Here is a 26847-nt window from a genome sequence, read left to right on the forward strand (position 1 = left end):
GGCACCGGCCTCAACGCGCATCCCGAATTCGCCGAGCGCTTCGCCGCCAAGGTCGCCGAGCTGACCGGCCTGCCCTTCACCTCGGCCGAGAACAAGTTCGAGGCGCTCGCGACCCACGACGCCCTGGTCTTCCTCCAGGGGGCCCTCACGGCGCTCGCCTCGGGCCTGTTCAAGATCGCCAACGACATCCGCCTGCTCGGCTCGGGCCCGCGCTCGGGGCTGGGCGAGCTGTCGCTGCCGGAGAACGAGCCCGGCTCCTCGATCATGCCGGGCAAGGTCAACCCGACCCAGTGCGAGGCGCTGACGATGGTCTGCGCCCAGGTCGTCGGCAACGGCACCACGGTGAGCTTCGCCGGCAGCCAGGGCCATTTCGAGCTCAACGTGTTCAAGCCGGTGATCGCCAACGCGGTGCTGCAATCGGTGCGGCTCCTGGCCGACTCTTCCGTCAGCTTCACCGACAACTGCGTCGTCGGCATCAAGGCCAACACCGACCGGATCAGCGACCTGATGAGCCGCTCGCTGATGCTGGTGACGGCGCTCGCCCCCTCGATCGGCTACGACAAGGCCGCCGAGATCGCCAAGACCGCGCACAAGAACGGCACCACCCTGAAGGAGGAGGCGCTGCGGCTCGGCTACGTCACGGACGAGGAGTTCGAGCGGGTCGTGCGCCCCGAAACCATGCTGGCGCCGAGCGCGGATTAAGCGCTAGATTCGCTTCCTGGCGCGGGCCTTCCGCGCCGGGTCGTCGGGAGGGCGGACGCGATGGCCGAGATCATCAACCTGCGCCAGGTGCGCAAGGACCGTGAGAAGGCGGCGAAGGAGGCCAAGGCCGCGGAGAACCGCATTCAGTTCGGCCGGCCGAAGAAGGCGAAGACGCTGGCCGAGACGCGCAAGGCGATCGAGCAGGCCCGCCACGAGGGCCACCGCCTGACCGACGCCGACAAGGAATGATGCGGTTCACGGTTGATCACTCGGGTTTGGCCCCACTCCGTCATCGCGAGGCGAAGCCGACGCGATCCAGCGCGCCGCCCTAATCGGAAAGGTCGCGCCCTGGATTGCCACGGCTTCGCCTCGCAATGACGGTGGCGGGGTCTGGACCGAACCGACCCACCGGAACTCGTATGATTCGGGAAAACGCGAAACGCTCGGTGATGATCGCGGGCCACCGCACCAGCGTGTCCCTGGAAGCCGAGTTCTGGACCGCGCTGCAGGAGATCGCGCGCGACCGCGGCCAGTCGGTTCAGGCGTTGATCGGCGCGATCGATTCCGCGCGCGGCGAGCGCAACCTCTCCTCGGCGATCCGGGTGTTCGTGCTCGGCGCGTTTCGCGACGGGCGCGCGCCGTCAGAGGGCTCCCTCACGGATCGCACCGGGATCGGCCAGGGCGTGCAGGAGCCCGGCCGCGGAATGGGCGAAGCGTAGGGTGACCGCCTTGCGCCGGGCCGGGCTCAGGGGATGGTCCGGCGGCTCGCGCAGGATCGCCGCTCCGAAGGAATCGGCGACGATCAGGCCGCATTCCTCCGGGATCAGCGTCTCCGGCACCGTCTCGGGGATCGCGAAGAAGAAGCGGTCGCAATAGTCGCGGTAATCCGGCCATTTCCGGTCGGCGCGGAAGTCGGCGACGCTCGACTTGATCTCGACGATGGTCAGCCGCCCGGCCCCGCACAGGGCGATCACGTCGGCCCGGCGTCCGTTGGCGAGGGAGAATTCCGGCAGGCTCACGCAGCCCATTTCGGCCAGAAGCCGCCTCACCCCGCGCTGGATGTTGAGCGCGGTCGGCGACTGACGGCGATCGGGCGGCAGGACGATGTTGGCGAGGGCTGTGGACATCAGGGGGCGATGGCTTGCGGATGCGGCCGAATCGAGTCGGTGCATCCTGCCAGCGGGCCCCCATCGGTGTCACCGGCCGCTTTGTCACATCGCCAGCGCCGCCCGGATCGCCGCGAACCCGTCCGTTAGGGCCGCCGGCCCCGGCTGCAGGATCAACGGCGACTTGATCTCGTGGATGCGCCCTGCCGCCACCGCGGGAATGGCACCCCATCCCGGCCGGGCGCGGATGCGCTCGACATTGACGCGCTTGCCGCACCACGAGGCGAGGATCACGTCGGGCGCCGCCGCGACGACCTGCTCCGAGGTGACGATCCGGTCCTTCGCCGCCTGCTCGCGGCTCAGCTGCGGGAAGACGTCCTGCCCGCCGGCAAAGCCGATCAGGTTTGAGACCCAGCCGATGCCGGAGATCATCGGCTCGTCCCACTCCTCGAAATACACTTTGAGCCGCGGCCCTACGCTCTCGGCCGCGGCCTCGGCGAGGCGTTCCTCGTAACCGCGGGCCAGCGCATCCGCCCGCTCCGCCGCGCCGACCAGGGCGCCGACGGTGCGGATCATCGCGAGGCAGCCGGCCAGGTCGCGCTGGTTGAACAGGTGGACCGCGACCCCGGCGCGGGCGAGGCTGGCGGCGATCTCCGCCTGGAGGTCGGAGAAGGCGAGCACGAGATCCGGCTCGAGGGCGAGGATCTTCGGCAGGTCCGCGCTGGTGAAGGCCGAGACCCGCGGCTTCTCCCGGCGCACCTGCGGCGGGCGCACGGCGTAGCCCGAGACGCCGACGATGCGGCGATCCTCGCCCAGGAGGTAGAGCGTCTCGACGGTCTCCTCGGTGAGGCAGACGATGCGTTCGGGCGGGAAGCGGCGCATGACGTCTCGATCGGGCGGCTCAGTAATGCAGCCAGGTCAGCAGGCCGGCACCGGGGGCGAGCAGCACGAAGGCCCAGACGAAGGCCGAGCTCCAGTTCGCGAGCTGGAACGGGATGCGGGCGAGGCCGAAGCTGCCGGCGACCAGCGGCACCACCGCCCGCGCCGGCCCGATGAAGCGGCCGATGAGGATAGCCCCCGCGCCCCAGCGGCGGAGGAAGGCCTCGGCCTTCGCCGTCATCTCCGGGTGCCGGCTCATCGGCCAGAGGCGCTTCACGCCGTCCTTGTAGTAGAACCCGACCTCGTAGGAGACCCAATCCCCCAGCCCCGCGCCGATGCCGGCGCCGATCACCATCGGCCAGAACGGCAGGTCGCTGCCGCCGATCAGCGCGCCGATGCCGAGCAGGATCGCGGTGGCCGGCACCAGCAGCGAGAGCACGGCGAGCGATTCGCAGAAGGCGATCACGCCCGTCACGACCGGCGCCCACGCCTTGTAGGTCTCGACGAAGGTGAGGATGGATTGGCGGGCGGCGTCGAAATCCATACTCACTCCGGCGGATGGGCCTGTCTGGCCGAGCCGTAACGCGTCGCCGCGCGGATCGGATGCGCCCGGCCCTCAGCCGCGCTATCACGGCCCGGAAGCGGATACCGGAGCACCATGAAGGTTCTGTCGATCCAGTCGCACGTCGCCTACGGCCATGTGGGCAACTCGTCCGCCGTCTTCCCGATGCAGCGGCTCGGCGTCGAGGTTTGGCCGGTGCACACGGTGCAATTCTCCAACCATACCGGCTACGGTCAGTGGCGCGGGCGGGTCTTCGACGGGCCGGCGGTGGAGGAGGTGGTGCAGGGCGTGGCCGAGCGCGGCGCGCTGAAGGACTGCGACGCGGTCCTCTCCGGCTATATGGGCTCGGCCGATATCGGCACCGCGATCCTGCGGACCGTCGCCGCCGTGCGGGCGGCCAACCGCGAGGCGCTCTATTGCTGCGATCCGGTGATCGGCGACACCTATTCCGGCGTCTACGTCCGCCCCGGCATCGCCGACTTCATGCGGGCGCAGGCGGTGCCCGCGGCCGACATCCTCACGCCCAACCAGTTCGAGCTCGACCTAATCTCCGGCGCGCCCAGCGACACGCTGGAGGCGGCCAAGGCGGCGGCGGCCTCGGTGATGGCGCTCGGGCCGCGGGTCCTGCTCGTCACCTCGCTTGCCACCGCCGAGACGCCGCCCGACGCGATCGACATGCTGGCGGCCGGGGACGGCTCGTTCTGGCGCGTGCGCACGCCCCGGCTCGACCTGAAGGCGGTCTCGGGGGCGGGCGACGCGGTCGCCGCGCTCTATCTGGTGCATTACCTGCGCACCCGTTCGGCGGCGCTGGCGCTCGGCATGGCGGCGGCCTCGATCCACGGCCTCCTGCGAAAAACGGCCGAGGCCGGCTCGGAAGAGTTGCTGACCGTCGCGGCGCAGGAGGAATTCGTCGCGCCGAGTCTCGCCTTCCCCGTCGAGGTCGTCTGAACGCTCTCAAAGGAGCCGTGATGCTGGAACGCCGCTTCGCCACCCTCGACGTGTTCACCGACACGCCGCTCGCCGGGAACCCGCTCGCGGTGGTGCTCGATGCCGAGGGGCTCACCGGGGAGGCGATGCAGGCGATCGCCCGCGAGTTCAACCTGTCGGAGACGGTCTTCGTCCTGCCGCCGGAGGAGCCGCGTCACCGGGCGCGGCTGCGCATCTTCACTCCCGCCCGGGAATTGCCCTTCGCCGGACATCCGACCGTCGGCACGGCGGTGCTCCTCGCCCTGCGCGACCGTGCCGAGCGGCAGGCGGCGGCCCTGGTCGATGCCGCCGCCTTCGGCCTGGAGGAGGCGATCGGGACGCTCGCCTGCGCCGTCGAGGCGGCGGAGGATGGCCGCAGCGCCCGCGCCCGCTTCAAGCTGCCGGTTCTCCCGACCTATTTCGGCGAGGCCCGGGCGAAGGATGCCCTCGCCGGGGTTCTCGGGCTCAAGCCCGCCGAGATCGGCTTCAATCGTCATCAGCCGAGCCGGCACGGCGCCGGCCCCTCCTTCACCTTCGTGCCGCTCGCCTCGGGCGAGGCGCTGACCCGCGCCCGGCTCGATGCCGCCCGGTTCGAGCGCATGTTCCCGCAGGGGCAGGCGGACGCCCTCTACCTCTACGCCCTCGATCCGGAAGGGGTCGGGCATCGCTACCAAGCGCGGATGTTCGCGCCCCATCTCGGCGTCGCCGAAGACCCGGCCACGGGCAGCGCCGCCGCCGCCTTCGCCGGTGCCCTGATGCAGTTCGAGCCGCTGGGCGAGGGCACCCACGACGTGGTGATCCGCCAGGGCGTCGCCATGGGGCGGCCGAGCACGATCGACTTGCAGCTCGTCATCAGCGAGGGCGCCCTCCGCTCCGTCGAGATCGGCGGGCAGGCCGTGGTGGTGAGCGAGGGCGTGCTGCGTGTCGGTTGAGATCGCGGGCGACGCCGCGCCCGGCTTCAGCCTCACGCCGCTCCGTCGCGTCTCGGCTCGGCGGGTCGATCACGACTGGGCCTGGGCCCGCGACAATGCCGAGGCGATCGACCGCAACTGGGAGCGGCGCAAGGCGCGGACGCCGGGCCTGTTCGACGGGCCGGTCTACCTCGCCAGCGGCTGCACGGTCACCGACGGCGCCTGCGAGGTCAGCCTGTTCGAGGTGCGCTACTCGCGCTTCATCGCCTTCCGCGACGCGGGCGTGCCGGACGCGCTGGTGGCCAATGCCTTCGCGGCGATCGTCCCGCATAGCCGGGACGGCGCCGTGCTGCTCGGCGTGATGGGCGCCCACACCGCCAATGCCGGCCAGATCTACTTCCCCTGCGGCACGCCCGATCCCGGCGACCTGCGCGACGACGGCATCGTCGATCTCGCCGGAAGCGCCGCGCGCGAGTTCCTGGAGGAAACCGGTCTCACTCTGCCCGAGGGCGCCGGGGAGGAGTGGGTGCTCCTGCGCGGCGACGGGCAACTCGCCTTCCTGCGCCCGGTCCGCTTCGAGAGCGATGCCGAGGCGCTGAAGGCGCGCATCGAAGCGCACCGCGGCCACGAGGACGAGCCGGAGCTCGCCCACAGCGTCATCGCCCGCTCGCGGGCCGATATCGACGCGGCCCGGATGCCGGGCTTCGTCCAGGCCTATCTCGCGAGCGTCTTCCCGGAGTGAGGGCCGAAAGCCCGGCCGTTACCGATAGCCGTAGCGCGCCTTGGCCGCCGCGAGCAGGCTCATCGCCTCGCCTTCGCGACCGGCGGCGCAGGCCCCCGCCGCCTTGGAGAGGTCGGCGCTGAAGCGCGTGCCGACCGGCGCGGAGAGGTCGCCCGTCTTCACGTCGGTCTCGACGATGGCCTGCGTGCGAGCGATGCTGGGGCCGCAGCCGGCGCCGGCCGGCAGGGGCGCGAGGACGGCCGCGGGGGCCGCCGCCACGGCCGCGACCGGCGGCGGCGCGCTCGACTGACAGGCGCCGAGGCAGCCGCCGAGTGCGGCGATCAGGGCGAAACGGAAAAGCGGCGCGGGCACGACAGGTCTCTCCGGTTGCAAGAGGGGCGTTCGCTGCAGCCAAGCTTGGCCCTCGGGGTTGTGCGCCCGGTCGGACGAGGCGGTCAATCGCAGGGCTGGCTTGCGCTTGTCACGATCCCCGCCAATCGGTACATACCGCCTCCCTGAACGCATGGCGGTCTGCCGGCGAGTCAGCCTCTGAGGAGAATCGAGCGTGGCCCCTGGCCGCTCCGTGCAGTTGAACGATGGCGCCGCTCTCGCGGCCGCGTCGTCCTGCGCGCTCATTCTCGTAGGCCTGCTTCTTAGCCGCCCCTGAGGGCCGTCCGGGCGCGACCGCCTGGGCTCTCAGGGGATGCCGCTCGTCAACCGGAAGACAGGCCATTCCGGCGCCGCTCCCGAGGAGTCGAGCGCGTCGGCTGCGAGGAACGAAGACCCATGGCGAACACCACTCAGAGCGCGAAGGACCGCGTCGTCATCTTCGACACGACGCTGCGCGACGGCGAGCAATGCCCCGGCGCCACCATGACCCTCGACGAGAAGCTGGCGGTGGCCGAGCTGCTCGACGGGATGGGCGTCGACATCATCGAGGCGGGCTTCCCGATCGCCTCCAATGGCGATTTCGAGGCCGTCTCCGAGATCGCCCGGCGCACCAAGCGCGCCACGGTGGCGGGGCTCGCCCGCGCCATCCCCGCCGACATCGCCCGCGCGGGCGAGGCGGTGCGCCACGCCGAGCGCGGCCGCATCCACACCTTCGTCTCGACCTCGGCGATCCACCTCGCCCATCAGATGCGCAAGACGCAGGACGAGGTGATCGAGATCATCCTGAAGACCGTGACCCAGGCCCGCGACCTCGTCGAGGACGTGGAGTGGTCGGCCATGGACGCGACCCGCACCGACATCGACTACCTCTGCCGCTGCGTCGAGGCGGCGATCCGCTCGGGCGCCACCACGATCAACCTGCCGGACACGGTGGGCTACGCCACGCCGCAGGAATACGGGGCGATGTTCCGTTCCGTGCGCGAGCGCGTGCCGAACGCCGACAAGGCGATCTTCTCCGTGCATTGCCACAACGACCTCGGGCTGGCGGTGGCGAACTCGCTCGCCGGCCTGGAGGGCGGCGCGCGGCAGATCGAGTGCACCGTCAACGGCATCGGCGAGCGGGCCGGCAACGCGGCGCTCGAGGAGATCGTCATGGCGATCCGCACCCGCGCCGACGTGATGCCCTACGACACCGGCATCGACACGACGATGCTGACCCGCGCCTCGAAGCTCGTCAGCCACGCGGCGAACTTCCCGGTGCAGTACAACAAGGCCATCGTCGGCCGGAACGCCTTCGCCCACGAGAGCGGCATCCACCAGGACGGGATGCTCAAGCATTCCGAGACCTACGAGATCATGACCCCGGCCTCCGTCGGCCTGGCCAAGACCTCGCTGGTGATGGGCAAGCATTCCGGCCGGGCCGCGTTTAAGTCGAAGCTGGCCGAGCTCGGCATCTCGCTCTCCGACAACCAGTTCCAGGACGTGTTCGAGCGCTTCAAGGATCTCGCCGACCGCAAGAAGCACGTCTACGACGAGGATATCGAGGCGCTGGTGGACGAGAAGCTCGCCACCGCCCACGACCGGATCAAGCTCGTCTCGCTGTCGGTGATCGCCGGCACGCGGGGTCCGCAGCGCGCGACGATGAAGATCGAGATGGACGGCCGCACCTTCACCGAGGAGGCGGACGGCAACGGACCGGTGGATGCCGTGTTCAACGCGATCCACGCCATCGTGCCCCACGACGCGATGCTGGAGCTCTATCAGGTCCACGCCGTGACCGAGGGGACCGACGCGCAGGCGGAGGTCTCGGTACGCCTGAAGGCGGGCGAGCGCTCGGTCACCGCCCGCGGTGCCGACCCGGACACGCTAGTCGCCTCGGCCAAGGCGTATCTCTCGGCGCTCAACAAGCTCTCGGCGGCGTCCGTCCGGCTGCACGCGCAGCACGCCGCGGTGGTTTGATAAGACGCCGATCCTACTCTCGACCTCATCCTGAGGTGCTTGCGCGACTGCGCAAGCCTCGAAGGATCCTCCAGATCGCGCGCGGTCCCTGGAGGATCCTTCGAGGCCCGCTTCGCGGGCACCTCAGGATGAGGGACCGGCTTGGACGAACGTTCAGCCGCCGGATGTCCGCTCAACATCGATAATGCAAAAAATGCCCGCCTATCGCTCCCGCACCACCACCCACGGCCGCAACATGGCCGGCGCCCGCGGCCTGTGGCGCGCCACCGGCATGAAGGATTCCGACTTCGGCAAGCCGATCATCGCCGTGGTGAACTCCTTCACGCAGTTCGTGCCGGGCCACGTCCATCTGAAGGATCTCGGCCAGCTCGTGGCGCGCGAGATCGAGCAGGCGGGCGGCGTCGCCAAGGAGTTCAACACCATCGCGGTCGATGACGGCATCGCCATGGGCCATGACGGGATGCTCTACTCGCTGCCGTCGCGCGAGCTGATCGCGGATTCGGTCGAGTACATGGTCAACGCGCACTGCGCCGACGCCATGGTCTGCATCTCGAACTGCGACAAGATCACCCCCGGCATGCTGATGGCGGCGCTCCGCCTCAACATCCCGGCGGTGTTCGTCTCCGGCGGCCCAATGGAGGCCGGCAAGGTCGTGATGAAGGGCGTCACCCGCAAGTTCGACCTCGTCGACGCGATGGTGGCGGCCGCCGACGACCGCGTCTCCGACGAGGACGTCGCGATCATCGAGCGCTCGGCCTGCCCGACCTGCGGCTCGTGCTCGGGCATGTTCACCGCCAACTCGATGAACTGCCTCACCGAGGCGCTCGGCCTGTCGCTGCCCGGCAACGGCTCGACGCTGGCGACCCATGCCGACCGCAAGCGCCTCTTCGTCGAGGCCGGGCACCTGATCGTCGATCTCGCCCGCCGCTACTACGAGCAGGACGATGCCGGCGTGCTGCCGCGCTCGATCGCGACCATGGCCGCCTTCGAGAACGCGATGACGCTCGACATCGCCATGGGCGGCTCGACCAACACGGTGCTGCACCTTCTCGCGGCGGCGCACGAGGGGGAGGTGCCCTTCACCATGGCCGATATCGACCGGCTCTCGCGCCGCGTGCCGGTGCTGTGCAAGGTCGCCCCGGCGGTGGCCGACATCCACATGGAGGACGTGCACCGGGCCGGCGGCATCATGGGCATCCTGGGTGAACTCGACCGTGCCGGCCTGATCGACCGCTCCGTCGGCAATGTCGGCTCCGGGACGCTCGGCGAGGCGCTCGACCGCTGGGACGTGACCAAGACGCAGAGCGAGGCCGTCCAGACATTCTTCCGCGCGGCGCCCGGCGGCGTGCCGACCCAGGTGGCCTTCAGCCAGGATTCGCGCTGGGACGAACTCGACCTCGACCGCGAGGCGGGCGTCATCCGCGACGCGGAGCATGCCTATTCCAAGGACGGCGGGCTGGCCGTGCTCTATGGCAACCTCGCGGAGGACGGCTGCATCGTGAAGACGGCGGGGGTGGATGCCTCGATCCTGACCTTCACCGGCACCGCCCACGTCTTCGAGAGCCAGGATGCGGCGGTGGACGGCATCCTCAACGGCCGGGTGAAAGCCGGAGAGGTCGTGCTGATCCGCTACGAGGGCCCCCGCGGCGGCCCCGGCATGCAGGAGATGCTCTACCCCACGAGCTACCTGAAATCGAAGGGCCTCGGCAAAGCCTGCGCGCTGGTCACCGACGGCCGCTTCTCCGGCGGCTCCTCGGGCCTCTCCATCGGCCACGTCTCGCCGGAGGCCGCCGAGGGCGGGCTGATCGGCCTCGTGGAGCAGGGCGACCGGATCGAGATCGACATCCCGAACCGACGCATCCACCTCGCCGTGGACAAGGCGGTTCTGGCCGAGCGCCGCGCGATTCGCGAGGCGGAAGGCTGGCGCCCGGCGGCCCCGCGCAAGCGCAAGGTCAGCACGGCGCTGCGCGCCTACGCCATGCTCGCCACCAGCGCGGCGAAGGGGGCGGTGCGGAGAATCGAGCATTAGAACCGACACCGGTTCTGGATCACGCCACGCTCCTCATGCTGAGGTGCCCGCGAGAGCGGGCCTCGAAGCACGGCGCACGGCTGATCCAGATTCTGCCGAATCGTTTGAAGCCATGGCAGAACCGGCGAGGCGTGCTTCGAGGCTCGCGTGCCGCGAGCGCCTCAGCATGAGGAAGCCTGAGCCATTGCAAGATTGCGCGGCGGCTCTCCCTCGCGCATCGGGCACGGATCGCGCATAGAGGCGTTCTCAGGCGGAGCTTGGCTCCGGACGGGACCATCGCCCATGCAGATCGCCACCCCCTACCTGATGTTCCTGGGCGACGTGCCGGACCGGCTCGCCGCCAAGACGGCCTACGGCATCAACGACTGGCGGCCGGAATGGTGCGTCGGCCAGCTGCGGATGGAGGGCTGCGCCGCCGATCTCGGCATCCCCGACCTGACGCTGGAGGAGGCGGTCGCCAAAGGCTGCAGGACCATGGTCGTCGGCGTCGTCAATGCCGGCGGCGTCCTGCCCGATCACTGGGTCGCGGAGATCGTCGCCGCCCTCGATGCGGGGCTCGATGTGGCGAGCGGGCTGCACGTGCGGCTCGGCTCGATCGCGCAGATCGCCGAGGCCGCCAAGCGCAACGGCCGCAGCCTGCACGACGTTCGCCACACCACCGAGACCTTCCCCACCGGCAAGGGCACCAAGCGTCCGGGCCGGCGCCTGCTGACTGTCGGCACTGATTGCTCCGTCGGCAAGAAGTACACCGCGCTCGCCCTGGAGCGCGGCATGCGCGAGCGCGGCTTCGATGCCGACTTTCGCGCCACCGGCCAGACCGGCGTGTTCATTTCCGGCCGGGGCGTCGCCATCGATGCGGTCGTGGCCGACTTCATCTCCGGCGCCGTCGAGTGGGTCGCCCCCGCCGCCGATCCGAATCACTGGGACCTGATCGAGGGGCAGGGTTCGCTGTTCCATCCCTCCTTCGCCGGCGTCAGCCTCGGCCTTCTGCACGGCTCGCAGGCCGACGCCTTCGTCGTCTGCCACGAGCCGACGCGCACCCGGATGCGCGGCGTCGAGGCGAGCCTGCCGACGATCCAGGAGGTGATCGACCTGACGATCCGGTGCGGCGCACTCACCAATCCCGGCATCCGTCCCGTCGGCATCGCCGTGAACACGCAGGCGCTTGCCGAGCCGCAGGCGCGCGCCCTGTTGAGCGAGGCGGAAGCCGTCCATCGTCTGCCCGCCACCGATCCCGTGCGCTTCGGCGTCGAGGGGATCGTGGACCGGATCGCCGCCGAGTTCCCGGCCTGAGGGAGGGCTGCCGATGCCGCGTCTGACCGTTGCCGTCGAGCGTTTCCCCATCGCCGGATCGTTCACGATCTCCCGCGGCAGCCGCACGGAGGCGGTCGTCGTCGTCGCGACGATCGAGGACGGCGGCTTTCGGGGAAGGGGCGAGTGCGTGCCCTATGCCCGCTACGGCGAGACGGTCGAGAGCGTCGCCGCGACGCTCGAACAGCAGGCCGGATGGCTCGCGGGCGGGGGAGGGCGCTTCGATCTTGCCGAACGCATGAAGCCGGGCGCGGCCCGCAACGCCCTTGACTGCGCGCTGTGGGATCTCGAAGCGAAGCGCACCGGCACGCCGGCCCACGAACTCGCGGGCGTCGCCGCGCCGCGTCCGGTGACCACCGCCTACACGCTGAGCCTCGGCGAGCCCGAGGCGATGGAGGAGGCCGCCCGCGCGGCCTCGCACCGACCGCTGCTGAAGGTGAAGCTCGGCGGCGCGGGCGATCCGGAGCGGATCGCCGCCGTGCGGCGCGGCGCGCCGGATTCCCGCCTCATCGTCGATGCCAACGAGGCGTGGAGCCCCGAGACGATCCGCGACAACCTCATGGCCTGCTCGGCGGCGGGTGTCGGCCTCATCGAGCAGCCGTTGCCGGCGGGCGACGACGGTCTCCTGGCCGAGATCGATCGCACGATCCCGATCTGCGCCGACGAGAGCCTGCACGACCGCGCCGGGCTCGATGCCCTGGCCCGGCGCTACGACGCGATCAACATCAAGCTCGACAAGGCCGGCGGCCTCACGGAGGCGCTCAAGCTCGCCCACGAGGCGCGGGCGCGCGGCTTCGAGATCATGGTCGGCTGCATGGTCGGCTCGTCGCTCGCCATGGCCCCGGCGATGCTGATCGCGCATCACGCGGCCTACGTCGATCTCGACGGGCCGCTGCTGCTCGCCCAGGACCGGGAGCCGGCCCTGCGCTACGACGGCAGCACGGTCCATCCGCCGCTGCCCGAGTTGTGGGGGTGAGTCCGATCGCCTCTACTGCACCGTGTGCAGCGCGAGCGACGGTGCCACGGATTCGTTGAGCCGCAGGCGGGCGTCGAGGATCGGCGTCGCCGGCTCGTCGGCCTGCTGCTGGGCGAGGTCGGCGATGGCCTGATACTGGCTCATGCGCTGGTCGATCATGCCGTCCAGCTTCTCGTGGACCTCCGCCACGGTGAGGCTGCGGCGCTTGGCCCCGTCCTTGGCGGTGAAGATCGCGCGGTTGGCGCGCGCGGCGCGGCCGAAGGCGGCCTTGGCGACCTTGTCCGGATCCTCGGCGCTGAGCGAGAGGAACTTGCCGGCGCTCGCGGTGCCGAGGAAATGCGCGAGGTAGAGTTCGGTCGTCTTCAGCTCGCGGCCGATCCGGGCCTCGATCCGGCTGCGGTCGCGCTTGATCAGCTCTCCCGCCATCAGGCCGGAGACGTAGGGGTCGTTGCGCAGGTCGAGCACCCGCTTGCGCACGGCCCCGTCGGCGATGGTGATGCCCGAGCCCTGCCCCTTCACGGCCGCCGCCTCGGCGGCGAGGCCGTGCTTCGCCCCATACTGGCGGATCATCTCAAGCCACGTGCCGGTGACGAACTGGAACAGGCCCTGCGCCGAGGACGCGGAAGACTTCACGTTCGTGTCGAAGCTCGATTCCTTGTCGGCGAGCGCCATCATGTAGACGGGATCGACGCCGGTGACCTCGGAGGCCTTCAGGATCGTCTCCACGAGAGCGCGCGGCACGCTCATCTCGCCGAAGCGCAGAATCTCGTCGTCGGTGTCGGGGCGCGGATTGTTCAGCGAAGCCTGCACGCGCTCGATCGAAGCACTGATCCCGCCATCCTGGCCGAGCAGCGCGGTGCCGCCCCACTCCGCATCGGCTCCGGCGGGACGGAGGTCGGCGCGGACCATCATCGGGATCGATGCGGAGACTTTCGCGTTCTCGTAGGCCGACACGGCCTGCGGCGCGGCCATCAGCAGAGTGACGCTGGCGGTCACGGCGGCGAGGCTGCGCACGAGCGGCGAACGACCGCGCGACGGGCGCGGGGCGGCCTCGTTGGTGACATTCGACCCGCACGGCACGAGTCGGCTCACGTCGTCGGCGCAGCGCGCCGGCTCCGGGTAAACCCCCATCGGTCTTCCTTGTTGATGCCTCGGCGTTCTTCTCGTGCCGGGCTTCGTTTTGACCGGCGGAGGTTTCGCCGCCGGGTGTGACCACAATGGGACCACCGCGTGATCCAAACGTGTTCCCGTTAATGCAGCGTTAAGCCATTGTGTTTACGATATTTTAACCAATCGGTGCCGGTCCGGCGAAAGGTGCCCTGCGGCAAAGATGGCAGGGTCGGCGCCGGAACGCTCTAGGTCGGTCACAGTTGTCATGGGCCGCGCGGCGGCCAGTTAAGGCTCATCCTAAGGCGCCAGCGTCGCCACAGCAGAAAGATCGAGTTCCCATGGGCATTCAGACCGGTCGACGCGTCGGAGTGGCGTTCGTTGGCATGGGCGGTGCGGTCGCGACGACAGCCATCGCCGGTATCGAAACCATCAAATCGGGCTCGAACCGTCTGGATGGCCTGCCGCTCGCGGGTGTGCCCGTCGCCGGCATGGCCGACTACAAGGATCTCGTCTTCGGCGGCTGGGACCTGAATGGCGACGACCTCGCCTCCGCCGCCACCGGCCACGGCGTGCTGACCCGCGAGGACATCGAGAACGGCGCCCAGGCCCTCAAGGGCATCACCCCCTGGCCAGCGGTCGGCTCGGCCAAGTTCTGCAAGAACATCGACGGCGCCAACCGCATCGTCGCCAAGGACCACCGCGAGACCGTCTCGGTCATCGCCAACGACCTCAACCGCTTCCGCAGCGAGAGCAATCTCGACGACGTCGTGGTGATCAACCTCGCCTCGACCGAGCGCTGGCCCGACCTCGCCGACCCGACCCTCAATTCCGCCGAGGCCTTCGAGAAGGGGCTGGATTCGAGCGACGAGTCGATCTCGCCGGCGATGCTCTACGCCTACGCCGCCATCAAGAGCGGCGTGCCCTACGCGAACTTCACGCCCTCCGTCGCCGCCGACGTGCCGGCGCTCCTGGAACTCGCCCGCGAACTCAACGTCCCGGTGGCCGGCAAGGACGGCAAGACCGGCCAGACCATGATGAAGACGGTGCTGGCCCCCGCCCTGAAGGCCCGCCAGCTCCATGTCGACGGCTGGTTCTCGACCAACATCCTCGGCAACCGCGACGGTCTGGCCCTCAACGACCCGAACTCGCTGCAGTCGAAGCTCAACACCAAGGGCACGGTGCTCGATTCGATCCTCGGCTACCCGGTCGAGGACCACTTGGTCCACATCCACTATTACCGCCCGCGCGGCGACGACAAGGAAGCCTGGGACAACATCGACGTCACCGGCTTCATGGGTCAGCGCATGCAGATCAAGGTGAACTTCCTCTGCAAGGACTCGATCCTGGCAGCCCCCCTCGTCATCGAGATCGCCCGCGTGCTGGATCTCGCCAAGACCCGCGGCGACGGCGGCGTGCAGGAGCAGCTCTCGACCTTCTTCAAGGCGCCGATGGTGAAGAACGGCCACGGGCCGGAGCACGATTTCGGCAAGCAGCAGCGCATGCTGTTCGATTGGCTCGGGGTCCAGCAGTAAGGGCTCGCGCCCGTGACGGGTTTTTCCCAGACCGGCCCGGCTGCCCCCGTCGAAATGCGGGAGCTGCTGGTCGAGCTCGGCGACCTGAAGCGCGTCCGCTCGGCGGGGCGCGCCGGCTCGATTGCCGAGCGCCTGTTCGCGCAAGGATGGTCAGCGCTCACGGGCGGCGCCGCGCCCGAGACGGTCGCCCTCGACATCACGGCCAAGGCGCTCGCCGCGGCGCGGCTCTGCGACCTCGACGCGGCCTTCCTTACGGCGGCCGGCCTCGACGCGGCGCAGACCGCCGCGGTGCTGGTCGCGGGGCTCGAGGCCGTGGCCGCGCCGCTCGATGCCGGTTTGCGCGAGCGGCTGGAAAATTGTCTGCGGAATCCGGCCAACCTTGCGGCAGGACCGGTCCCCGGCTTCGTCGGCGCCCTGGCGCAACAGCCGCGGGCCGGGGTGACCTGCCCCGGCAAGCCGCGCATCCTCCTGGAGCCGCCCGAAAACCATGCCGAGCACTGCCTCGTCGTGGCGGTCTACGGCGTGTTGCTGAGCCCGTTCTACCGGGCCGACCCGACCACGGTGTTCCTCGCGGCGATGGCGCACCACTTCCACAACGCGGCGATGCCGGATGCGGGCTTCACCGGCGAGATGCTGCTCGGCGACCATCTCTGGCCGATCGTCGGGCGCTGTTCCGAATGGGCGCTGGAGGAACTGGAGCCGCCGCTGCGCGAGACGATCCGCGCCGCCCGCCTCGTCCTGCCGGACGACGCGACCGCGGAGGGCCGCGCCTTCCACGCCGCCGACTCCATCGACCGGGTCCTGCAGATCGCCCAGCACCTGCGGGCGGCCTCGCTGACCATGGACACGGTGCTCGGCGAGATGGAACTGGTCCATGCCGGACCGGGCAAGGCTTTCCAGGATCGCGTTCTGACCGATATGCGCATCCCGTGACCTCACGCGCTGTCCGGCAGCAACCAGGATCATGATCCCCTTCGATCTCCTCTCGCCGGAGACCGGCCACAGGCTCAAGCCCGACGGCGCGCACGCCCTGCGCGACGTCGAGACCGGGGCGCGCTGGCCCGTCATCGACGGCATTCCCTATCTCCGCACCGGCCGCGACAGCCTCGTCGCGGCGGCCCTCGACCATCTCGATCACGACCGGGCGGAGGACGCCCTCGTCCTGCTGCTCGCCGATCAGGACGATTGGTGGACCGGCCCGCCGGCCGACCCCGACGCCCTGCGCCGGCTGGTGCGCGAGCGCGCGAGCGCCTCCCTGCGGCAGGCCGTGGAATGGCTCGGCTGGGGCCGCGTCGGCGACTACTTCGTCAACCGGTGGAGCGATCCCACCTTCCTCGCGGGCTTGAGCCTGCTGGAGGCGCACTGGAACAGCCCGGTCTGCGCGTTCGAGCTCGCCTGCGGCATCGGCCACTACCTGCGCGAGCTGAAACGCCGCGGCGTGAAGGTCGCGGGCGCGGACGTGGTCTTCGCCAAGCTGTGGGTCGCCCGGCACTGGGTGGTGGGCGAGAAGGCGCAGTTCGTCTGCTTCGACGCCGCGGCGCCGCACTGGCCGATCCCGGAATCGCCGGTCGATCTGGTGATCTGCAACGACGCCTTCTACTTCCTCGACGACAAGCCCGGCATCCTCTCCTGCCTGCGCCAGACGGCGGGGGAAGAGGGGTGGCTCGCCCTCAGCCACATCCACAACAGCGGCCGGCCCGGATTCTCCGCCGGCAAGGCGATCTCGTCGGCCGAGATCGAGGAGCTGTTTCCGGACGGGCTCGTCTACGACGACGCCGAGCTGACCCGCGCCCTGGTCGAGGCCCGCGCGCCGCAGCCGCGCGAACCGCGCGACCTGCGAACCTGCGAGGCCTTCTCCGTCGTGGCCGGCCCCGGCATGCGTCCGGCCCCCCGCGCGCTCATCGACGGCATCACGCTGCCGCCGCCGGGCGCGGCCCTGCATCTCAACCCGCTCTACGCGCCCGACGACGGGGGATTCGCCATCCGCTGGCCGTCGGAGCGCTACGAGGCGGAATACGCGCCGCAGGCGACCTACCCGCTCCACTCGGACGGCCCGGAGGCCATTGACTGGAGCGGCAAGCCGGATGCGCCCGAGGCGGCGCGGGTGCGCCGCCGCGAATATGTCGATCTGCCGGAGCGCTGGTGATGGACGCGAGCGTCGGCTGGGGCATCGTCGGCTACGGCTGGGTCGCCCGCGACTACATGGCGCCGGGCATCCGCGCGGCCGGACATCGCCTCGTCGCGGTGGCCGATCCGGGCGAAGCGTCCCGCGCGGCGGCGGAGGACGAGGGCGCGCGGGCCCATGCCGACCTCGCCGGCCTCATCGCCGAGCCCGAGGTCGAGGCCGTCTACGTCGCGACGCCGAACCATCTCCATCGCGGTGCCGTCGAGGCCCTATGCGCCGCCGGAAAGGCGGTCCTCTGCGAGAAGCCGATGGCGGCCTCTCTCGCCGATGCCGAGGCTATGGCGGCGGCGGTCAGGAAATCCGGGGCCTTCTACGGCACTGCCTTCGACCAGCGCCACCATCCCGGCCACCGCGCCATGCGCGACCTCATCCGTGCGGGCCGGCTCGGCACGGTGACGGCGGTGCGCATCGTCTACGCCTGCTGGCTCGACCGCGCCTGGACCTCGTTCCGCGGCCAGGACAACTGGCGCATCGATCCGGCCCAGGCCGGCGGCGGCGCACTGATGGACCTCGCCCCCCACGGCATCGACCTCGTCGATTTCCTCGTCGGCGAACCCATCGCCGAGATCGCCGCCATGACCCAGGCCCGAGCGCAGGACTACGCCGTCGATGACGGGGCTCTGCTGATCGGCCGCACGGAGTCCGGCGCGCTCGCCCAGCTCAACGTCGCCTACAACTGCCCCGACGCGCTGCCCCGGCGCCGGCTCGAAGTGGTCGGAACCAAGGGCCTGCTCACCGCCATCGACACGATGGGGCAGACGGCGGGCGGCAGCGTCACCTTCACCGACGGCGAGGACGGCCGGGTCGAGCCGATCGCCTTCGACGTCACCGCCTCGCCCTTCCTCGAACAGGTGCGCGCCTTCGGCCGTGCCCTGCACGACCCCGAGGCCCGCGCCGCCTGGGACGCCGAGCGCGACCTTCACACCATGCGCCTGATCGCCCGCGCCTACGCGGCGGCGGGCACACCCGCTGGCCGCGACGCGGCCTGACGATATCTGGGAGGAGACCGGACGATCTCACCCGCGCCCTCATCCTGAGGTGCGGAGCGAAGCGCAGCCTCGAAGGATCCTCCAGCCCATCGTGCGGGATCTGGCGGATCCTTCGAGGCCGCTGCGCGGCACCTCGGGACGAGGGCGCGGGTGGAGACGGACCGGTCCGCCGCTGCTGATAGGACGGACATGACAGCGACCGACGCCCTCGATCGGGACGACCGCGCCCACCACCCGAGCCTTGCCGCGCCGCGCCCTTATCGCCGCGGGGCGCCGCGCCGGATCGAGGGGCTGCCGGAGCGTCTGCCTGAGGCGGTGCGCGCCTATCTCGACGTGCTGCCCGAGGGCCGGATCGTCGGCTTCAACCTGGCCGGGCTCGACCGCACCGGGATTCCGGTCTGGTTCGTGGCGCTCTTCCTCGATGACCCGTTCTATGTCGGCGCCATGCCGTCGGGCATCGGCTACGGCGCCACCGACGACGAGGCGCTGATCGGCGCGGTCGCTGAGATCGCCGAGAACCTGATGCCCTCGGTCGCCCTGCTGCCGCGCAAGGGCGACAACCAGGCGGCCGTCTCCTACGCCGACCTCGTGCGCGTCTACGGCGCCGCCTCCGTCGCCGACCCGCTGACCTTGTGTCTGCCGGCCGGCTCGCCCGTCGGTCGCGACACGCCCCTCGACTGGACCAAGGCGGTCCGGGCGCGCACCGGCGAATCCGTCTGGATGCCGCTCGACATCGCCGCGACCGATTATTTCGAGCTGCGCGAGGGCTATCAGCCCTTCACCAACCTCATCACCAACGGCCTCGGCGCCGGCCCCGACGTCGCGTTCGCCCTCGGCCACGGGCTGCTCGAACTGCTGCAGCGGGACGGCAACGGGCTGCTGTTCCGCGCCCTCGACCAGGGCGTGATGCTCGACCTCGACGGGATCGGCCCCGAGACACGCGGCATGCTCGACCGGCTGGAGAGCCTCGGCATCAGGGCGCTGCCGAAATTCGCCACCGACCAGTTCGGCCTCACCAACCTCTACGTCGTCGGCTACGACGTGGACCCGGCCCGCACACCCTGTCCGGTCGCGCTCTCGGCCTGCGGCGAGGCCTGCGATCCGGATCGCGAGCGGGCCCTGCGAAAGGCGCTCCTCGAATTCCAGGCCGCGCGGGTGCGAAAGACCTTCGGGCACGGGCCGCTGGCGCTCGCCGACACGGTGGCGCCCCCCGGTTACGTCGAGGCCTTCATCCAGAAGGCGCTGCCGAGCCTCGATCTCGAGGAGAGCCGGGCGCTCCAGGCCATGCTCGCCTGGCTCGACATGCCCGCCGCCGAGCTGCGCGAGGTGCTGAGCGGCACGGTCTATTCCGAGCGCAGCACCAAGGCCTTCTCCGAATTGCCGACGACACCGGCGCCCGACGGCCATGCCCGCGGAACGATCGCCCGCGCGCGGCTGGAGGAGGCGGGCTTCGACGTTCTCTACGTCGATTGCTCCCCGCCCGGCGGCGGGATCGGCGTGGTCAAGGCGATCGTGCCGGGGCTCGAAGTCGAGACCATGAGCTACTACCGGATCGGCGAGCGCAACACGCGGAAGCTGATCGACCGCGACCATCCGCTGATCCGCTTCGGCACGCCGACCGACACGCTCCTGCCCGTGCGCCTGACGCCGGAAGCCATCGAGCGCTTCGGCGGTCAGCCGCTCTTCGACGTGGCGCTGGCGGAGACGATCGTCGGCTCGCACTACCCGCTCTACCGCGAGCCCGAATCGCACCACGCGCCGTTCCGCTACGAGCGTCAGGGGCGGCGGGCCGAGCGGAGGTCGGCATGAGCCTGCGTTTCGCCTACAACACCAACGGCACCGCCAACCACCGCATCGAGGACGCGATCCGCCTCATCAAGGATGCGGGCTACGACGGCGTCGCGCTGACCCTCGACATCCACCACCTCGACCCCTTTGCCGAGACCTGGGTGGCCGAGGCCGACCGCATCGCCAGCATCCTCAACCGGCTCGAACTCGGCTCGGTGATCGAGACCGGCGCCCGCTTCCTGCTCGACCCGACCGCCAAGCACGAGCCGACCCTCGTCACCGCCGATGCTGCCGGACGCGCCCGGCGCATCGGCTTCCTCAAGCGCGCCGTCGAGATCGGGAAGATCCTGAATTCCGAGGCGGTCTCGTTCTGGGCCGGCGTGCCGAAGCCGGGCGTCGATCATGAGAACGCGAAGGGCTGGCTGATCGAGGGTCTGCGCGAGGTCGCCGACTTCGCCGCCGAGAAGGGCGTCGTCGCGGCGCTCGAACCCGAGCCCGGCATGCTGATCGAGACGCTGGACGATTTCGCCGCCCTCGACGTGCCCGACCTGTCGCTCGCCCTCGACACCGGCCACTGCCTCGTCACCGGGGAGCGCGACCCGGCGGCGGCCCTGCACGAATTCGCCCCGCGCCTCGGCACGGTGGCGATCGAGGACATGAAGCGGGGCGAGCACATCCACCTGCCCTTCGGCGAGGGCGACATGGACGTGCCCGCGGTGCTCGACGCCCTCGACGCGATCGGTTTCCAAAAGCTCGTCTGCGTGGAGCTGTCGCGCGACTCGCATCGGGCCGACGTGATGGTGGGCCAAGCCCTCGAATACCTGCGCACCTGCCGCCGACCCGGCCCCGACCTGCCGGCGCCGGATGCCGCGCCGCGCGAGACCGCCGTTCCGGGACTGCCCCATCCATGAGAATCTGCTTCGTCAGCCGCCGCTACTTCCCGGCGATCTCCGGCATGAGCGTCTACGCGCAGAACCTCCTGCGCGAGGTCGCGGGCGCCGGCCACGACGTGACGATGATCTCGCAATATCGCGGCGACGAGTTCGGCACGCGAGTCTATGGCGGCGGCCCGCCGCCGCCGGTGCCGGGCGTGCACGTCATCGGCCTGGAGCAGAAGGGCGAGCAGGCGGACGGGAACTTCGAGCGCGACATCGACGAGATCGTCGAAACCATCTGCGCCGAGCACGCGAAGAAGCCGTTCGACGTGCTGCACGCGCAGTACGGCTACCCCACCGGCTGGGCAGTGCTGCTGGCCGGCAAGCGCCTCGGCGTGTCGACCGTGGTCTCGATCCAGGGCGGCGACGGCCACTGGGTCGGCTCTTGCTGCGAGACCCACCGCCGTGCGATGGTCGAAGTGCTGGCCCATGCCAACGCCCTGCTGATCGGCGGCCAGTCCTTCGTGCGAGAGGTCTGCGACCGGCTCGGCTCCGATCCGTCCCGCTTCACCATCGTCCCCGGTGCCGTCGATACCGCCCGCTTCACCCCCGGCGAGCGCTTCCGGGCCGAGCGCGAGGACGAGGAGCCGGTGCGGCTGCTCTATCACGGCCGGGTCGATCGCCGGAAAGGCGTGCTCGACTTCCTCGATGCCCTGGAGCGGCTGTGGGAGGCCGGCGTGCCGTTCGATGCGGCGATCTCCGGCATCGGCCCCGATGTCGAGGCCGCCCGCGAGAAGGCCGACGCCATCGGCTTCACCTCGGCCCAGGTCCGCTTCACCGGCTACGCCGATTACGACACGGTGCCGGACCTCTACCGCGAGGCGGATGTCTTCGTTTCGCCGACCTACGCGGAGGGTTTCTCCAACACGATCCTGGAGGCGATGGCCTCCGGGCTCGCCGTGGTCTCGACCCACTCGGTCGGCGTCTCGGATTGCCTGCGCGACGGCGAGAACGGCCTGCTGGTCGATCCCGGCGACGTGCGCGGTCTCACCCAGGCCCTGCGGCGGGTGATCGAGGACGAGGATCTGCACCGACGCCTCGCCGAGAGCGGGCTCGAAGAGTGCCGCCGGGTCTATTCCTGGACGGCCGTCGGCCGGCAGATCATGGAGGTCTATGCGCGGGTCGCCCGCGAGCGGCCGCATACCGACTTCCCCGAGACGCTGCCGATCGATCCGGATTGCCGCTTCCGCAAGGAGCCGCACCTGCTGTGATGCGCACCGCACTCGCCATCTCGCCGCATCTCGACGACGCGGTCTTCTCGGCCGGCGGCACCCTGGCGCGGCTCGCCGCGCAAGGATGGCAGGTCGTCATGGCGACGGTCTTCACCGCCTCGGTGATGAATCCGCGCGGCTTCGCGCTCGCCTGCCAGCTCGACAAGGGGCTGGCGCCGGAGGCCGATTACATGGCCCTGCGCCGGGACGAGGATCGCGCCGCGGCCCGGGCGCTCGGCATCGATGCGCCGGTCCACCTGCCGTTCCGCGAAGCGCCGCATCGCGGCTACGCCTCGGCGCCCGAACTCTTCGCCGAGCTCCGCTCCGACGACCGGATCGGCGCCAATCTCGCCGACGCCTTCGAGCGGCTGGTGGCCGATACCGGACCCGACCTGATCCTCGCGCCGCAGGCCGTCGGCGGCCATGTCGATCACGTGCAAGTGGTGCGGGCGTTTCGCGGCGCGCAGCCGCCGCTGCCGGTGCTGTGGTGGCGCGACTTCCCCTACACCGTCCGCACCGCCGAGCCGAAGGAGCCGCTCCGGGCGATCTTCGCGCATCTCCCCGAGCAGATCGTGCGCCTCGATGCCGAGGCCAGCCGGCGCAAGGCGGAGGCCTGCATCGCCTACGCGTCGCAGATCGGCTTCCAGTTCGGCGGCCCGGAGGGGCTGCGGGATCGGCTGGCGGCGGAGGACGGCGTCGAGCGCTTCCACCTGCAGGGCCGGCTCCCGCCCGAGCTGCGCGATGCCGGATTCGCCTGACGCGCCGAAGAGCCTGCGCGACCCCGCCGTCCTCGACGCGCGCCGGGCGATGGCCGACGCGCCCCATGTCCGGCCGCTGCGGTCGCTCGCCCAAAGAATCGCCGCGGAAAGCGGCGCCGAGGTGCCCGACCCCGATCCCCTCGACGGCGGCGTCGAGGCGCGCCTGCTCCTGCTCCTGGAGACGCCGGGGCCTTCCATCGGCCGCACCGGCTTCGTCTCCCGCGACAACGCGACGGGCACCGCCGCCAACCTGTTCCGCTTCCTGAACGAGGCCGGTATCGCGCGGCGGGACACGCTGATCTGGAACGCGGTGCCCTGGGTGATCCACGCGCCGGGCGCCCTCAACCGCGCCCCGCGCCGCTCGGAGGCCGCGGCGGCCGCGCCCTACCTCGCACCGCTCCTCGCTTTGCTGCCGCGGCTCGCCGTGGTGGTTCCGGCCGGTCGCTTCGCGCGGGAGGCCTCGGCGCCGCTCGCCACCCTGCGGCCGGACCTGCCGGTGGTGCCGATCCCGCATCCGAGCCCGACCTATGTCTGCACCGCGCCCAGCGTGCGCGAGCGCATCCTGGCGGGGCTGAGACAGGCGGCCACGCATCTCGCCGAGGCGCCGTAAAGGCCAAGATCGCGTGATTTCGGCCGCATTCCCCGTGCAGGGCAGTCCCGTGTTCGTCGCCCTTCCCTGGCCTTTGGCGATCGAAGCTCCTAAATGCGCGGGGGCGGTTCGGGACCGACACCGCCCGGGACGACCCGTGCCGAATGCATCCTGCGGTCGACCAGCGGAGGCGGACGCCGTTCTCACATGAAACCTGCCGGGAAGCACAGGACGGTCGCGGAGGCCGAGCCGGCCGATGCGGGCCGCGAGGCTGACGCCGGATCGCAGCCGGCATCGAAGCGCGGGCGCTATGCCTGGATCGGCACCGCCGCGAGCCTCGTCCTCATCCTCGCCTCGCTCGGCGTCCTGTGGAAGCTCTCGGGAGAGATCAGTTGGGCCGAGCTGCGGACGGCCTTCACCGCCGTCGCCGCGGGCCGGCTCGGCGAGGCCTTCCTGTTCGTCGCCGTCAGCTACCTGTTCCTGACCTGCTACGACGCGCTCGCCCTGCGTCAGCTCCGGCTCAAGATGCCCTACCGCATCACGGCGCTGGCCTCGTTCACGAGCTACGCCGTGAGCTTCACCCTCGGCTTTCCGCTGATCACAGCGGCCACGATCCGCTACTGGATCTACTCGAAGCGCGGCCTCTCCGCGGCCAAGATCGCCGCGCTGACGGTGATCGCCGGCTTCACCTTCTGGCTCGGGATGGGGGTGGTGCTGGGCTTCAGCCTCATCATCGAGGCGGGGCAGCTCGCGAGCCTCACCTTCCAGAGCATCGGCGTCAACACGACCGCGCGCCTCAACCAGATCCTCGGCTTCGGCACGCTCGGCCTCGTGCTCGGCTACCTCGCCTGGGTCTCGGTGAAGCGGCGCTACATCAAGGTCCGCCACTGGCAGCTCGAACTGCCGGGCGCCACGGTCTCGTTCAGCCAGATGATCGTCGGCATCGGCGACGTCTGCGCGGCGGCGGCCGTGCTCTACATGCTGATGCCCGAGGGCATGAACCTCGCCTTCACGACCTTCCTGGCGATCTACGTCCTCGCCGCCATGCTCGGCATCGCCTCCAACGCGCCGGGCGGCATCGGCGTGTTCGAGGCCACCATCCTGCTCGCGCTCTCCTACCTGCCCCGCGAGGCGGTGCTGGGTTCACTGCTGCTGTTCCGGGTCTGCTACTACGTCGTTCCCTTCGTCCTCGCCCTGTTAATGCTCGGGCTCTACGAGGCGTTGCAGCGGCTGCGGCGGCGCCGGGCGGCAAACGACCCGTGACCTGCCCGGTCTCCTGACGCGCCATGCCCGCGAACCAGGCCCGTCCGATGTGGCTCGGCGCGACCGTCGCCGTGGCCGTGATCGTCTCCGCGGAGGCGCTCGGCGGGACGGTCGATACCGCCCTGATGATCTCCGCCAGCCTCGCCCTCCTGATCGGCGGCCTGCTCGGGCGCGGCGGGCAGGCGGCGATCCTGCCCCCCTCCGAGACCGGCAGCCCGCGGCGCCACGCCATCGCCGAGGCGCTGCTCGCCAACATCCCGGACCCCGTCATCCTGGTCGATCGCCGGGTGGTGGTGATCGAGGCCAACCCGGCCGCCCGGCGCCTCCTGCCTGGGCTGAAGCTGCGCCATCCGCTGTCGTTCTCCCTGCGCTCGCCGGATGTCCTCGACGGCATCGAGGAGGTTCTGCGCACGGGGGCGCCGGTGAGGACCGAATACGCCACCCGCGTCCCGACCGAGCGCGCCTTCGAGGTGCAGATCGGCGCCCTTCCGCTCTCCGACAGTTCCGGCGGCGGCGAGGCGAACATCGTGCTGTTCCTGCGCGACCTCACCGAGGCGCGTCGCCTCGAGGCGATGCGGGTCGATTTCGTCGCCAACGCGAGCCACGAGCTGCGCACGCCGCTCTCGGCCCTGCTCGGCTTCATCGAAACCCTTCAGGGCCCGGCGAGGGACGATCCCCGGGCGCGCGAGCAGTTCCTCGGCATCATGCGCACCCAGGCGCAGCGCATGACGGGACTGATCGACGACCTGCTCTCGCTCTCGCGGATCGAGCTGCACGAGCACGTCGTGCCGACCCGCATCGTCGATCTCGGCCGCATCGCCCGGCAGATGGTCGACATGCAGGCGCCGCTGGCCCAGGAGCGCGGCGTCGCACTGAGCGTCGAGCGGCCGGACGGGCCGCTTCCCGTGCTCGGCGACCGGGACGAGCTGCTGCGCGTCGTCGAGAACCTCGTCGAGAACGCCGTGAAGTATGGCGGCAGCGGCGGGGTGGTCGCCGTCTCGCTCCACCGCGTCGAGGAGCCCGGCGGGCGCGGGACGCGGATCGAGCTGCGGGTGCGCGACGAGGGGCCGGGCATCGCCGCCGAGCACATCCCACGCCTGACCGAGCGCTTCTACCGGGTCGATACGGCGTCGAGCCGCCAGCAGGGCGGGACGGGGCTCGGTCTCGCCATCGTGAAGCACACGCTCAACCGCCACCGGGGCAAGCTCGTCATCGAGAGCGAGCCGGGCCAGGGCACGACCGTGCGGGTGAGCCTGCCGGAGCATCGGCCGGAGACGGGAGAGACGGTGCCGTCGGAGCCCGCGGTCCGGGAATAGCGCTCCCGGTCTCAGGTCCGTGTGGGAACGGCCTTCTCCCGGCTCGGTTGCAGAAAGAGCCGTATGACGGCTCTGGACTGACAACGAAGAGCACCGCCCATGAACGGATTATCATCCGAGATGCAGCGCTGCATCGAGACCTGTCTTACCTGCTACCAGACCTGCCTCGGCATGGCGTCCCAGCACTGCCTGGAAGTCGGCGGTCGGCATGTCGAGCCGGAACATTTCCGGCTCATGCTCTCCTGCGCCGAGGCGTGCCGGGCCTCCGCCCAGCTGATGCTGATCGGCAGCGCCGTCCATCGCCACCAATGCGGCGCCTGCGCCGAGATCTGCGCGGCCTGCGCACGCTCCTGCGAGGACGTCGGCGACATGGAGGCCTGCGTCGCCGCCTGCCGCGCCTGCGAGGAATCCTGCCGCCAGATGGCGTGGTGACGTGGACGACCCCTTGACCTTCCCATGATGGGAAGGCCCATCTGAGGCGGCATGGAAACGCTTCTCAAAACCCACGCCATGCCGTCCGAGCCCGCCGCGTCGAAGGCGGTCTCCCGCCTGACCTTGCCCGTCGAGGGCATGAGTTGCGCCTCGTGCGTCGGCCGGGTCGAGCGGGCGCTCGCCGCCCTGCCCGGTGCGTCCGACGTCGCCGTCAACCTCGCCACCGG

28 protein-coding genes are annotated in these 26847 nt (G+C 70.6%); 23 read left to right on the top strand and 5 right to left on the bottom strand.

Annotation, left to right across the window (positions count from 1 at the left end; translation table 11 throughout):
• The 3 genes from MFF42_RS04310 to MFF42_RS04320 form a co-directional block, all read left to right on the top strand.
• Positions 1-702, top strand: a 702-nt coding sequence (locus tag MFF42_RS04310; RefSeq protein ID WP_283206848.1) for a lyase family protein, incomplete at its 5' end; no start/stop codon positions are given.
• Between the two features lie 60 nt (positions 703-762).
• On the top strand, positions 763-951 hold the full coding sequence (locus MFF42_RS04315; protein ID WP_238254656.1) for a DUF4169 family protein: 189 nt from the start codon (positions 763-765) through the stop codon (positions 949-951).
• Between the two features lie 200 nt (positions 952-1151).
• The gene (locus MFF42_RS04320) at positions 1152-1421 is read left to right on the top strand and encodes a ribbon-helix-helix domain-containing protein (protein WP_306423478.1); all 270 of its coding nucleotides are present in this window, start codon (positions 1152-1154) and stop codon (positions 1419-1421) included.
• Here the strand turns inward: MFF42_RS04320 and MFF42_RS04325 are convergent.
• From MFF42_RS04325 to MFF42_RS04335, 3 genes are all read right to left on the bottom strand, one after another.
• Positions 1344-1829, bottom strand: coding sequence for an MmcB family DNA repair protein (locus MFF42_RS04325; RefSeq protein WP_017485939.1), 486 nt, complete (start codon positions 1827-1829; stop codon positions 1344-1346). The two genes, MFF42_RS04320 and MFF42_RS04325, sit on opposite strands and share 78 nt — an antisense overlap.
• 84 nt (positions 1830-1913) lie before the next feature.
• Positions 1914-2690 (bottom strand): cobalamin-binding protein, encoded by a 777-nt coding sequence (locus MFF42_RS04330; protein WP_238254658.1) that lies wholly within the window; start codon positions 2688-2690, stop codon positions 1914-1916.
• A gap of 19 nt (positions 2691-2709) precedes the next feature.
• Positions 2710-3231, bottom strand: coding sequence for a DedA family protein (locus MFF42_RS04335; RefSeq protein WP_238254659.1), 522 nt, complete (start codon positions 3229-3231; stop codon positions 2710-2712).
• Between the two features lie 114 nt (positions 3232-3345).
• Here MFF42_RS04335 and pdxY point away from each other — a divergent pair, with 114 nt between their 5' ends.
• Genes pdxY through MFF42_RS04350 form a run of 3 tightly spaced genes read left to right on the top strand, consistent with a single transcriptional unit; the run spans position 3346 to position 5868 of the window.
• Positions 3346-4197: a pyridoxal kinase PdxY gene (pdxY, locus tag MFF42_RS04340; RefSeq protein ID WP_238254660.1), complete on the top strand. Its 852-nt coding sequence runs from the start codon at positions 3346-3348 to the stop codon at positions 4195-4197.
• Between the two features lie 20 nt (positions 4198-4217).
• Positions 4218-5147 (top strand): PhzF family phenazine biosynthesis protein, encoded by a 930-nt coding sequence (locus MFF42_RS04345; protein WP_238254661.1) that lies wholly within the window; start codon positions 4218-4220, stop codon positions 5145-5147.
• Positions 5137-5868 carry an NUDIX hydrolase gene (locus MFF42_RS04350; RefSeq protein WP_238254662.1) on the top strand — a complete coding sequence of 244 codons (732 nt, stop codon included), beginning with the start codon at positions 5137-5139 and terminating at the stop codon, positions 5866-5868. Before MFF42_RS04345 ends, MFF42_RS04350 begins: the two co-directional genes overlap by 11 nt.
• Positions 5869-5886: 18 nt before the next feature.
• On the opposite strand, the gene MFF42_RS04355 is transcribed toward MFF42_RS04350, so the two are convergent.
• Positions 5887-6219, bottom strand: coding sequence for a hypothetical protein (locus MFF42_RS04355; protein WP_238254663.1), 333 nt, complete (start codon positions 6217-6219; stop codon positions 5887-5889).
• Between the two features lie 414 nt (positions 6220-6633).
• Between MFF42_RS04355 and MFF42_RS04360 the strand changes: the two genes are divergently transcribed.
• The 4 genes from MFF42_RS04360 (at position 6634) to dgcA (ending at position 12512) form a co-directional block, all read left to right on the top strand.
• Complete coding sequence (locus MFF42_RS04360) at positions 6634-8196, top strand: 2-isopropylmalate synthase (RefSeq protein WP_238254664.1); 1563 nt, start codon at positions 6634-6636, stop codon at positions 8194-8196.
• 193 nt (positions 8197-8389) lie between these two features.
• Complete coding sequence (ilvD, locus tag MFF42_RS04365; protein WP_238254665.1) at positions 8390-10225, top strand: dihydroxy-acid dehydratase; 1836 nt, start codon at positions 8390-8392, stop codon at positions 10223-10225.
• A gap of 282 nt (positions 10226-10507) precedes the next feature.
• Positions 10508-11518, top strand: a complete 1011-nt coding sequence (gene dgcN, locus MFF42_RS04370) for an N-acetyltransferase DgcN (protein WP_238254666.1) — start codon at positions 10508-10510, stop codon at positions 11516-11518.
• A 13-nt stretch (positions 11519-11531) separates the two neighbouring features.
• Positions 11532-12512, top strand: a complete 981-nt coding sequence (dgcA, locus tag MFF42_RS04375; protein WP_238254667.1) for an N-acetyl-D-Glu racemase DgcA — start codon at positions 11532-11534, stop codon at positions 12510-12512.
• A 12-nt stretch (positions 12513-12524) separates the two neighbouring features.
• Here the strand turns inward: dgcA and MFF42_RS04380 are convergent, their stop codons facing one another.
• Complete coding sequence (locus tag MFF42_RS04380; protein WP_238254668.1) at positions 12525-13643, bottom strand: transglycosylase SLT domain-containing protein; 1119 nt, start codon at positions 13641-13643, stop codon at positions 12525-12527.
• Positions 13644-13960: 317 nt separating this feature from the next.
• Between MFF42_RS04380 and MFF42_RS04385 the strand changes: the two genes are divergently transcribed.
• The 13 genes from MFF42_RS04385 to MFF42_RS04445 form a co-directional block, all read left to right on the top strand.
• Positions 13961-15154 (top strand): inositol-3-phosphate synthase, encoded by a 1194-nt coding sequence (locus tag MFF42_RS04385; protein WP_306423480.1) that lies wholly within the window; start codon positions 13961-13963, stop codon positions 15152-15154.
• A gap of 54 nt (positions 15155-15208) precedes the next feature.
• The gene (locus MFF42_RS04390) at positions 15209-16087 is read left to right on the top strand and encodes an HD domain-containing protein (RefSeq protein WP_238254680.1); all 879 of its coding nucleotides are present in this window, start codon (positions 15209-15211) and stop codon (positions 16085-16087) included.
• A gap of 31 nt (positions 16088-16118) precedes the next feature.
• Complete coding sequence (locus MFF42_RS04395; protein WP_238254670.1) at positions 16119-17300, top strand: class I SAM-dependent methyltransferase; 1182 nt, start codon at positions 16119-16121, stop codon at positions 17298-17300.
• The gene (locus tag MFF42_RS04400; protein WP_238254671.1) at positions 17300-18328 is read left to right on the top strand and encodes a Gfo/Idh/MocA family protein; all 1029 of its coding nucleotides are present in this window, start codon (positions 17300-17302) and stop codon (positions 18326-18328) included. The genes MFF42_RS04395 and MFF42_RS04400 overlap by 1 nt, the downstream gene beginning before the upstream one ends.
• 189 nt (positions 18329-18517) lie before the next feature.
• A complete protein-coding gene (locus tag MFF42_RS04405; protein ID WP_238254672.1) occupies positions 18518-20137 on the top strand; it encodes a YcaO-like family protein in 1620 nt (539 codons plus the stop codon).
• Positions 20134-21027, top strand: coding sequence for a sugar phosphate isomerase/epimerase family protein (locus MFF42_RS04410; RefSeq protein WP_238254673.1), 894 nt, complete (start codon positions 20134-20136; stop codon positions 21025-21027). The genes MFF42_RS04405 and MFF42_RS04410 overlap by 4 nt, the downstream gene beginning before the upstream one ends.
• On the top strand, positions 21024-22262 hold the full coding sequence (locus tag MFF42_RS04415) for a glycosyltransferase family 4 protein (RefSeq protein WP_238254674.1): 1239 nt from the start codon (positions 21024-21026) through the stop codon (positions 22260-22262). Before MFF42_RS04410 ends, MFF42_RS04415 begins: the two co-directional genes overlap by 4 nt.
• Complete coding sequence (locus tag MFF42_RS04420; protein WP_238254675.1) at positions 22259-23020, top strand: PIG-L deacetylase family protein; 762 nt, start codon at positions 22259-22261, stop codon at positions 23018-23020. Before MFF42_RS04415 ends, MFF42_RS04420 begins: the two co-directional genes overlap by 4 nt.
• Positions 23004-23630, top strand: coding sequence for a uracil-DNA glycosylase (locus MFF42_RS04425; protein ID WP_238254676.1), 627 nt, complete (start codon positions 23004-23006; stop codon positions 23628-23630). The genes MFF42_RS04420 and MFF42_RS04425 overlap by 17 nt, the downstream gene beginning before the upstream one ends.
• 186 nt (positions 23631-23816) lie before the next feature.
• Positions 23817-24872 carry a lysylphosphatidylglycerol synthase domain-containing protein gene (locus MFF42_RS04430; protein ID WP_238254677.1) on the top strand — a complete coding sequence of 352 codons (1056 nt, stop codon included), beginning with the start codon at positions 23817-23819 and terminating at the stop codon, positions 24870-24872.
• Between the two features lie 23 nt (positions 24873-24895).
• Positions 24896-26188 carry an ATP-binding protein gene (locus MFF42_RS04435; RefSeq protein WP_238254678.1) on the top strand — a complete coding sequence of 431 codons (1293 nt, stop codon included), beginning with the start codon at positions 24896-24898 and terminating at the stop codon, positions 26186-26188.
• 99 nt (positions 26189-26287) lie between these two features.
• On the top strand, positions 26288-26620 hold the full coding sequence (locus MFF42_RS04440; RefSeq protein WP_238254679.1) for a four-helix bundle copper-binding protein: 333 nt from the start codon (positions 26288-26290) through the stop codon (positions 26618-26620).
• A 78-nt stretch (positions 26621-26698) separates the two neighbouring features.
• On the top strand, positions 26699-26847 hold a 149-nt coding region (locus MFF42_RS04445), incomplete at its 3' end, for a heavy-metal-associated domain-containing protein (protein ID WP_238254681.1).

Source organism: Methylorubrum podarium, assembly GCF_022179745.1.
Taxonomy (GTDB): domain Bacteria; phylum Pseudomonadota; class Alphaproteobacteria; order Rhizobiales; family Beijerinckiaceae; genus Methylobacterium; species Methylobacterium podarium.

Coding starts and splice junctions, on each gene's coding strand:
- MFF42_RS04315 (WP_238254656.1), top strand. CDS start 763: ATGGCCGAGATCATCAACCTGCGCCAGGTGCGCAAGGACCGTGAGAAG.
- MFF42_RS04320 (WP_306423478.1), top strand. CDS start 1,152: ATGATCGCGGGCCACCGCACCAGCGTGTCCCTGGAAGCCGAGTTCTGG.
- MFF42_RS04325 (WP_017485939.1), bottom strand. CDS start 1,829: ATGTCCACAGCCCTCGCCAACATCGTCCTGCCGCCCGATCGCCGTCAG.
- MFF42_RS04330 (WP_238254658.1), bottom strand. CDS start 2,690: ATGCGCCGCTTCCCGCCCGAACGCATCGTCTGCCTCACCGAGGAGACC.
- MFF42_RS04335 (WP_238254659.1), bottom strand. CDS start 3,231: ATGGATTTCGACGCCGCCCGCCAATCCATCCTCACCTTCGTCGAGACC.
- pdxY (WP_238254660.1), top strand. CDS start 3,346: ATGAAGGTTCTGTCGATCCAGTCGCACGTCGCCTACGGCCATGTGGGC.
- MFF42_RS04345 (WP_238254661.1), top strand. CDS start 4,218: ATGCTGGAACGCCGCTTCGCCACCCTCGACGTGTTCACCGACACGCCG.
- MFF42_RS04360 (WP_238254664.1), top strand. CDS start 6,634: ATGGCGAACACCACTCAGAGCGCGAAGGACCGCGTCGTCATCTTCGAC.
- ilvD (WP_238254665.1), top strand. CDS start 8,390: ATGCCCGCCTATCGCTCCCGCACCACCACCCACGGCCGCAACATGGCC.
- dgcN (WP_238254666.1), top strand. CDS start 10,508: ATGCAGATCGCCACCCCCTACCTGATGTTCCTGGGCGACGTGCCGGAC.
- dgcA (WP_238254667.1), top strand. CDS start 11,532: ATGCCGCGTCTGACCGTTGCCGTCGAGCGTTTCCCCATCGCCGGATCG.
- MFF42_RS04380 (WP_238254668.1), bottom strand. CDS start 13,643: ATGGGGGTTTACCCGGAGCCGGCGCGCTGCGCCGACGACGTGAGCCGA.
- MFF42_RS04385 (WP_306423480.1), top strand. CDS start 13,961: ATGGGCATTCAGACCGGTCGACGCGTCGGAGTGGCGTTCGTTGGCATG.
- MFF42_RS04390 (WP_238254680.1), top strand. CDS start 15,209: ATGCGGGAGCTGCTGGTCGAGCTCGGCGACCTGAAGCGCGTCCGCTCG.
- MFF42_RS04395 (WP_238254670.1), top strand. CDS start 16,119: ATGATCCCCTTCGATCTCCTCTCGCCGGAGACCGGCCACAGGCTCAAG.
- MFF42_RS04400 (WP_238254671.1), top strand. CDS start 17,300: ATGGACGCGAGCGTCGGCTGGGGCATCGTCGGCTACGGCTGGGTCGCC.
- MFF42_RS04405 (WP_238254672.1), top strand. CDS start 18,518: ATGACAGCGACCGACGCCCTCGATCGGGACGACCGCGCCCACCACCCG.
- MFF42_RS04410 (WP_238254673.1), top strand. CDS start 20,134: ATGAGCCTGCGTTTCGCCTACAACACCAACGGCACCGCCAACCACCGC.
- MFF42_RS04415 (WP_238254674.1), top strand. CDS start 21,024: ATGAGAATCTGCTTCGTCAGCCGCCGCTACTTCCCGGCGATCTCCGGC.
- MFF42_RS04425 (WP_238254676.1), top strand. CDS start 23,004: ATGCCGGATTCGCCTGACGCGCCGAAGAGCCTGCGCGACCCCGCCGTC.
- MFF42_RS04430 (WP_238254677.1), top strand. CDS start 23,817: ATGAAACCTGCCGGGAAGCACAGGACGGTCGCGGAGGCCGAGCCGGCC.
- MFF42_RS04435 (WP_238254678.1), top strand. CDS start 24,896: ATGCCCGCGAACCAGGCCCGTCCGATGTGGCTCGGCGCGACCGTCGCC.
- MFF42_RS04440 (WP_238254679.1), top strand. CDS start 26,288: ATGAACGGATTATCATCCGAGATGCAGCGCTGCATCGAGACCTGTCTT.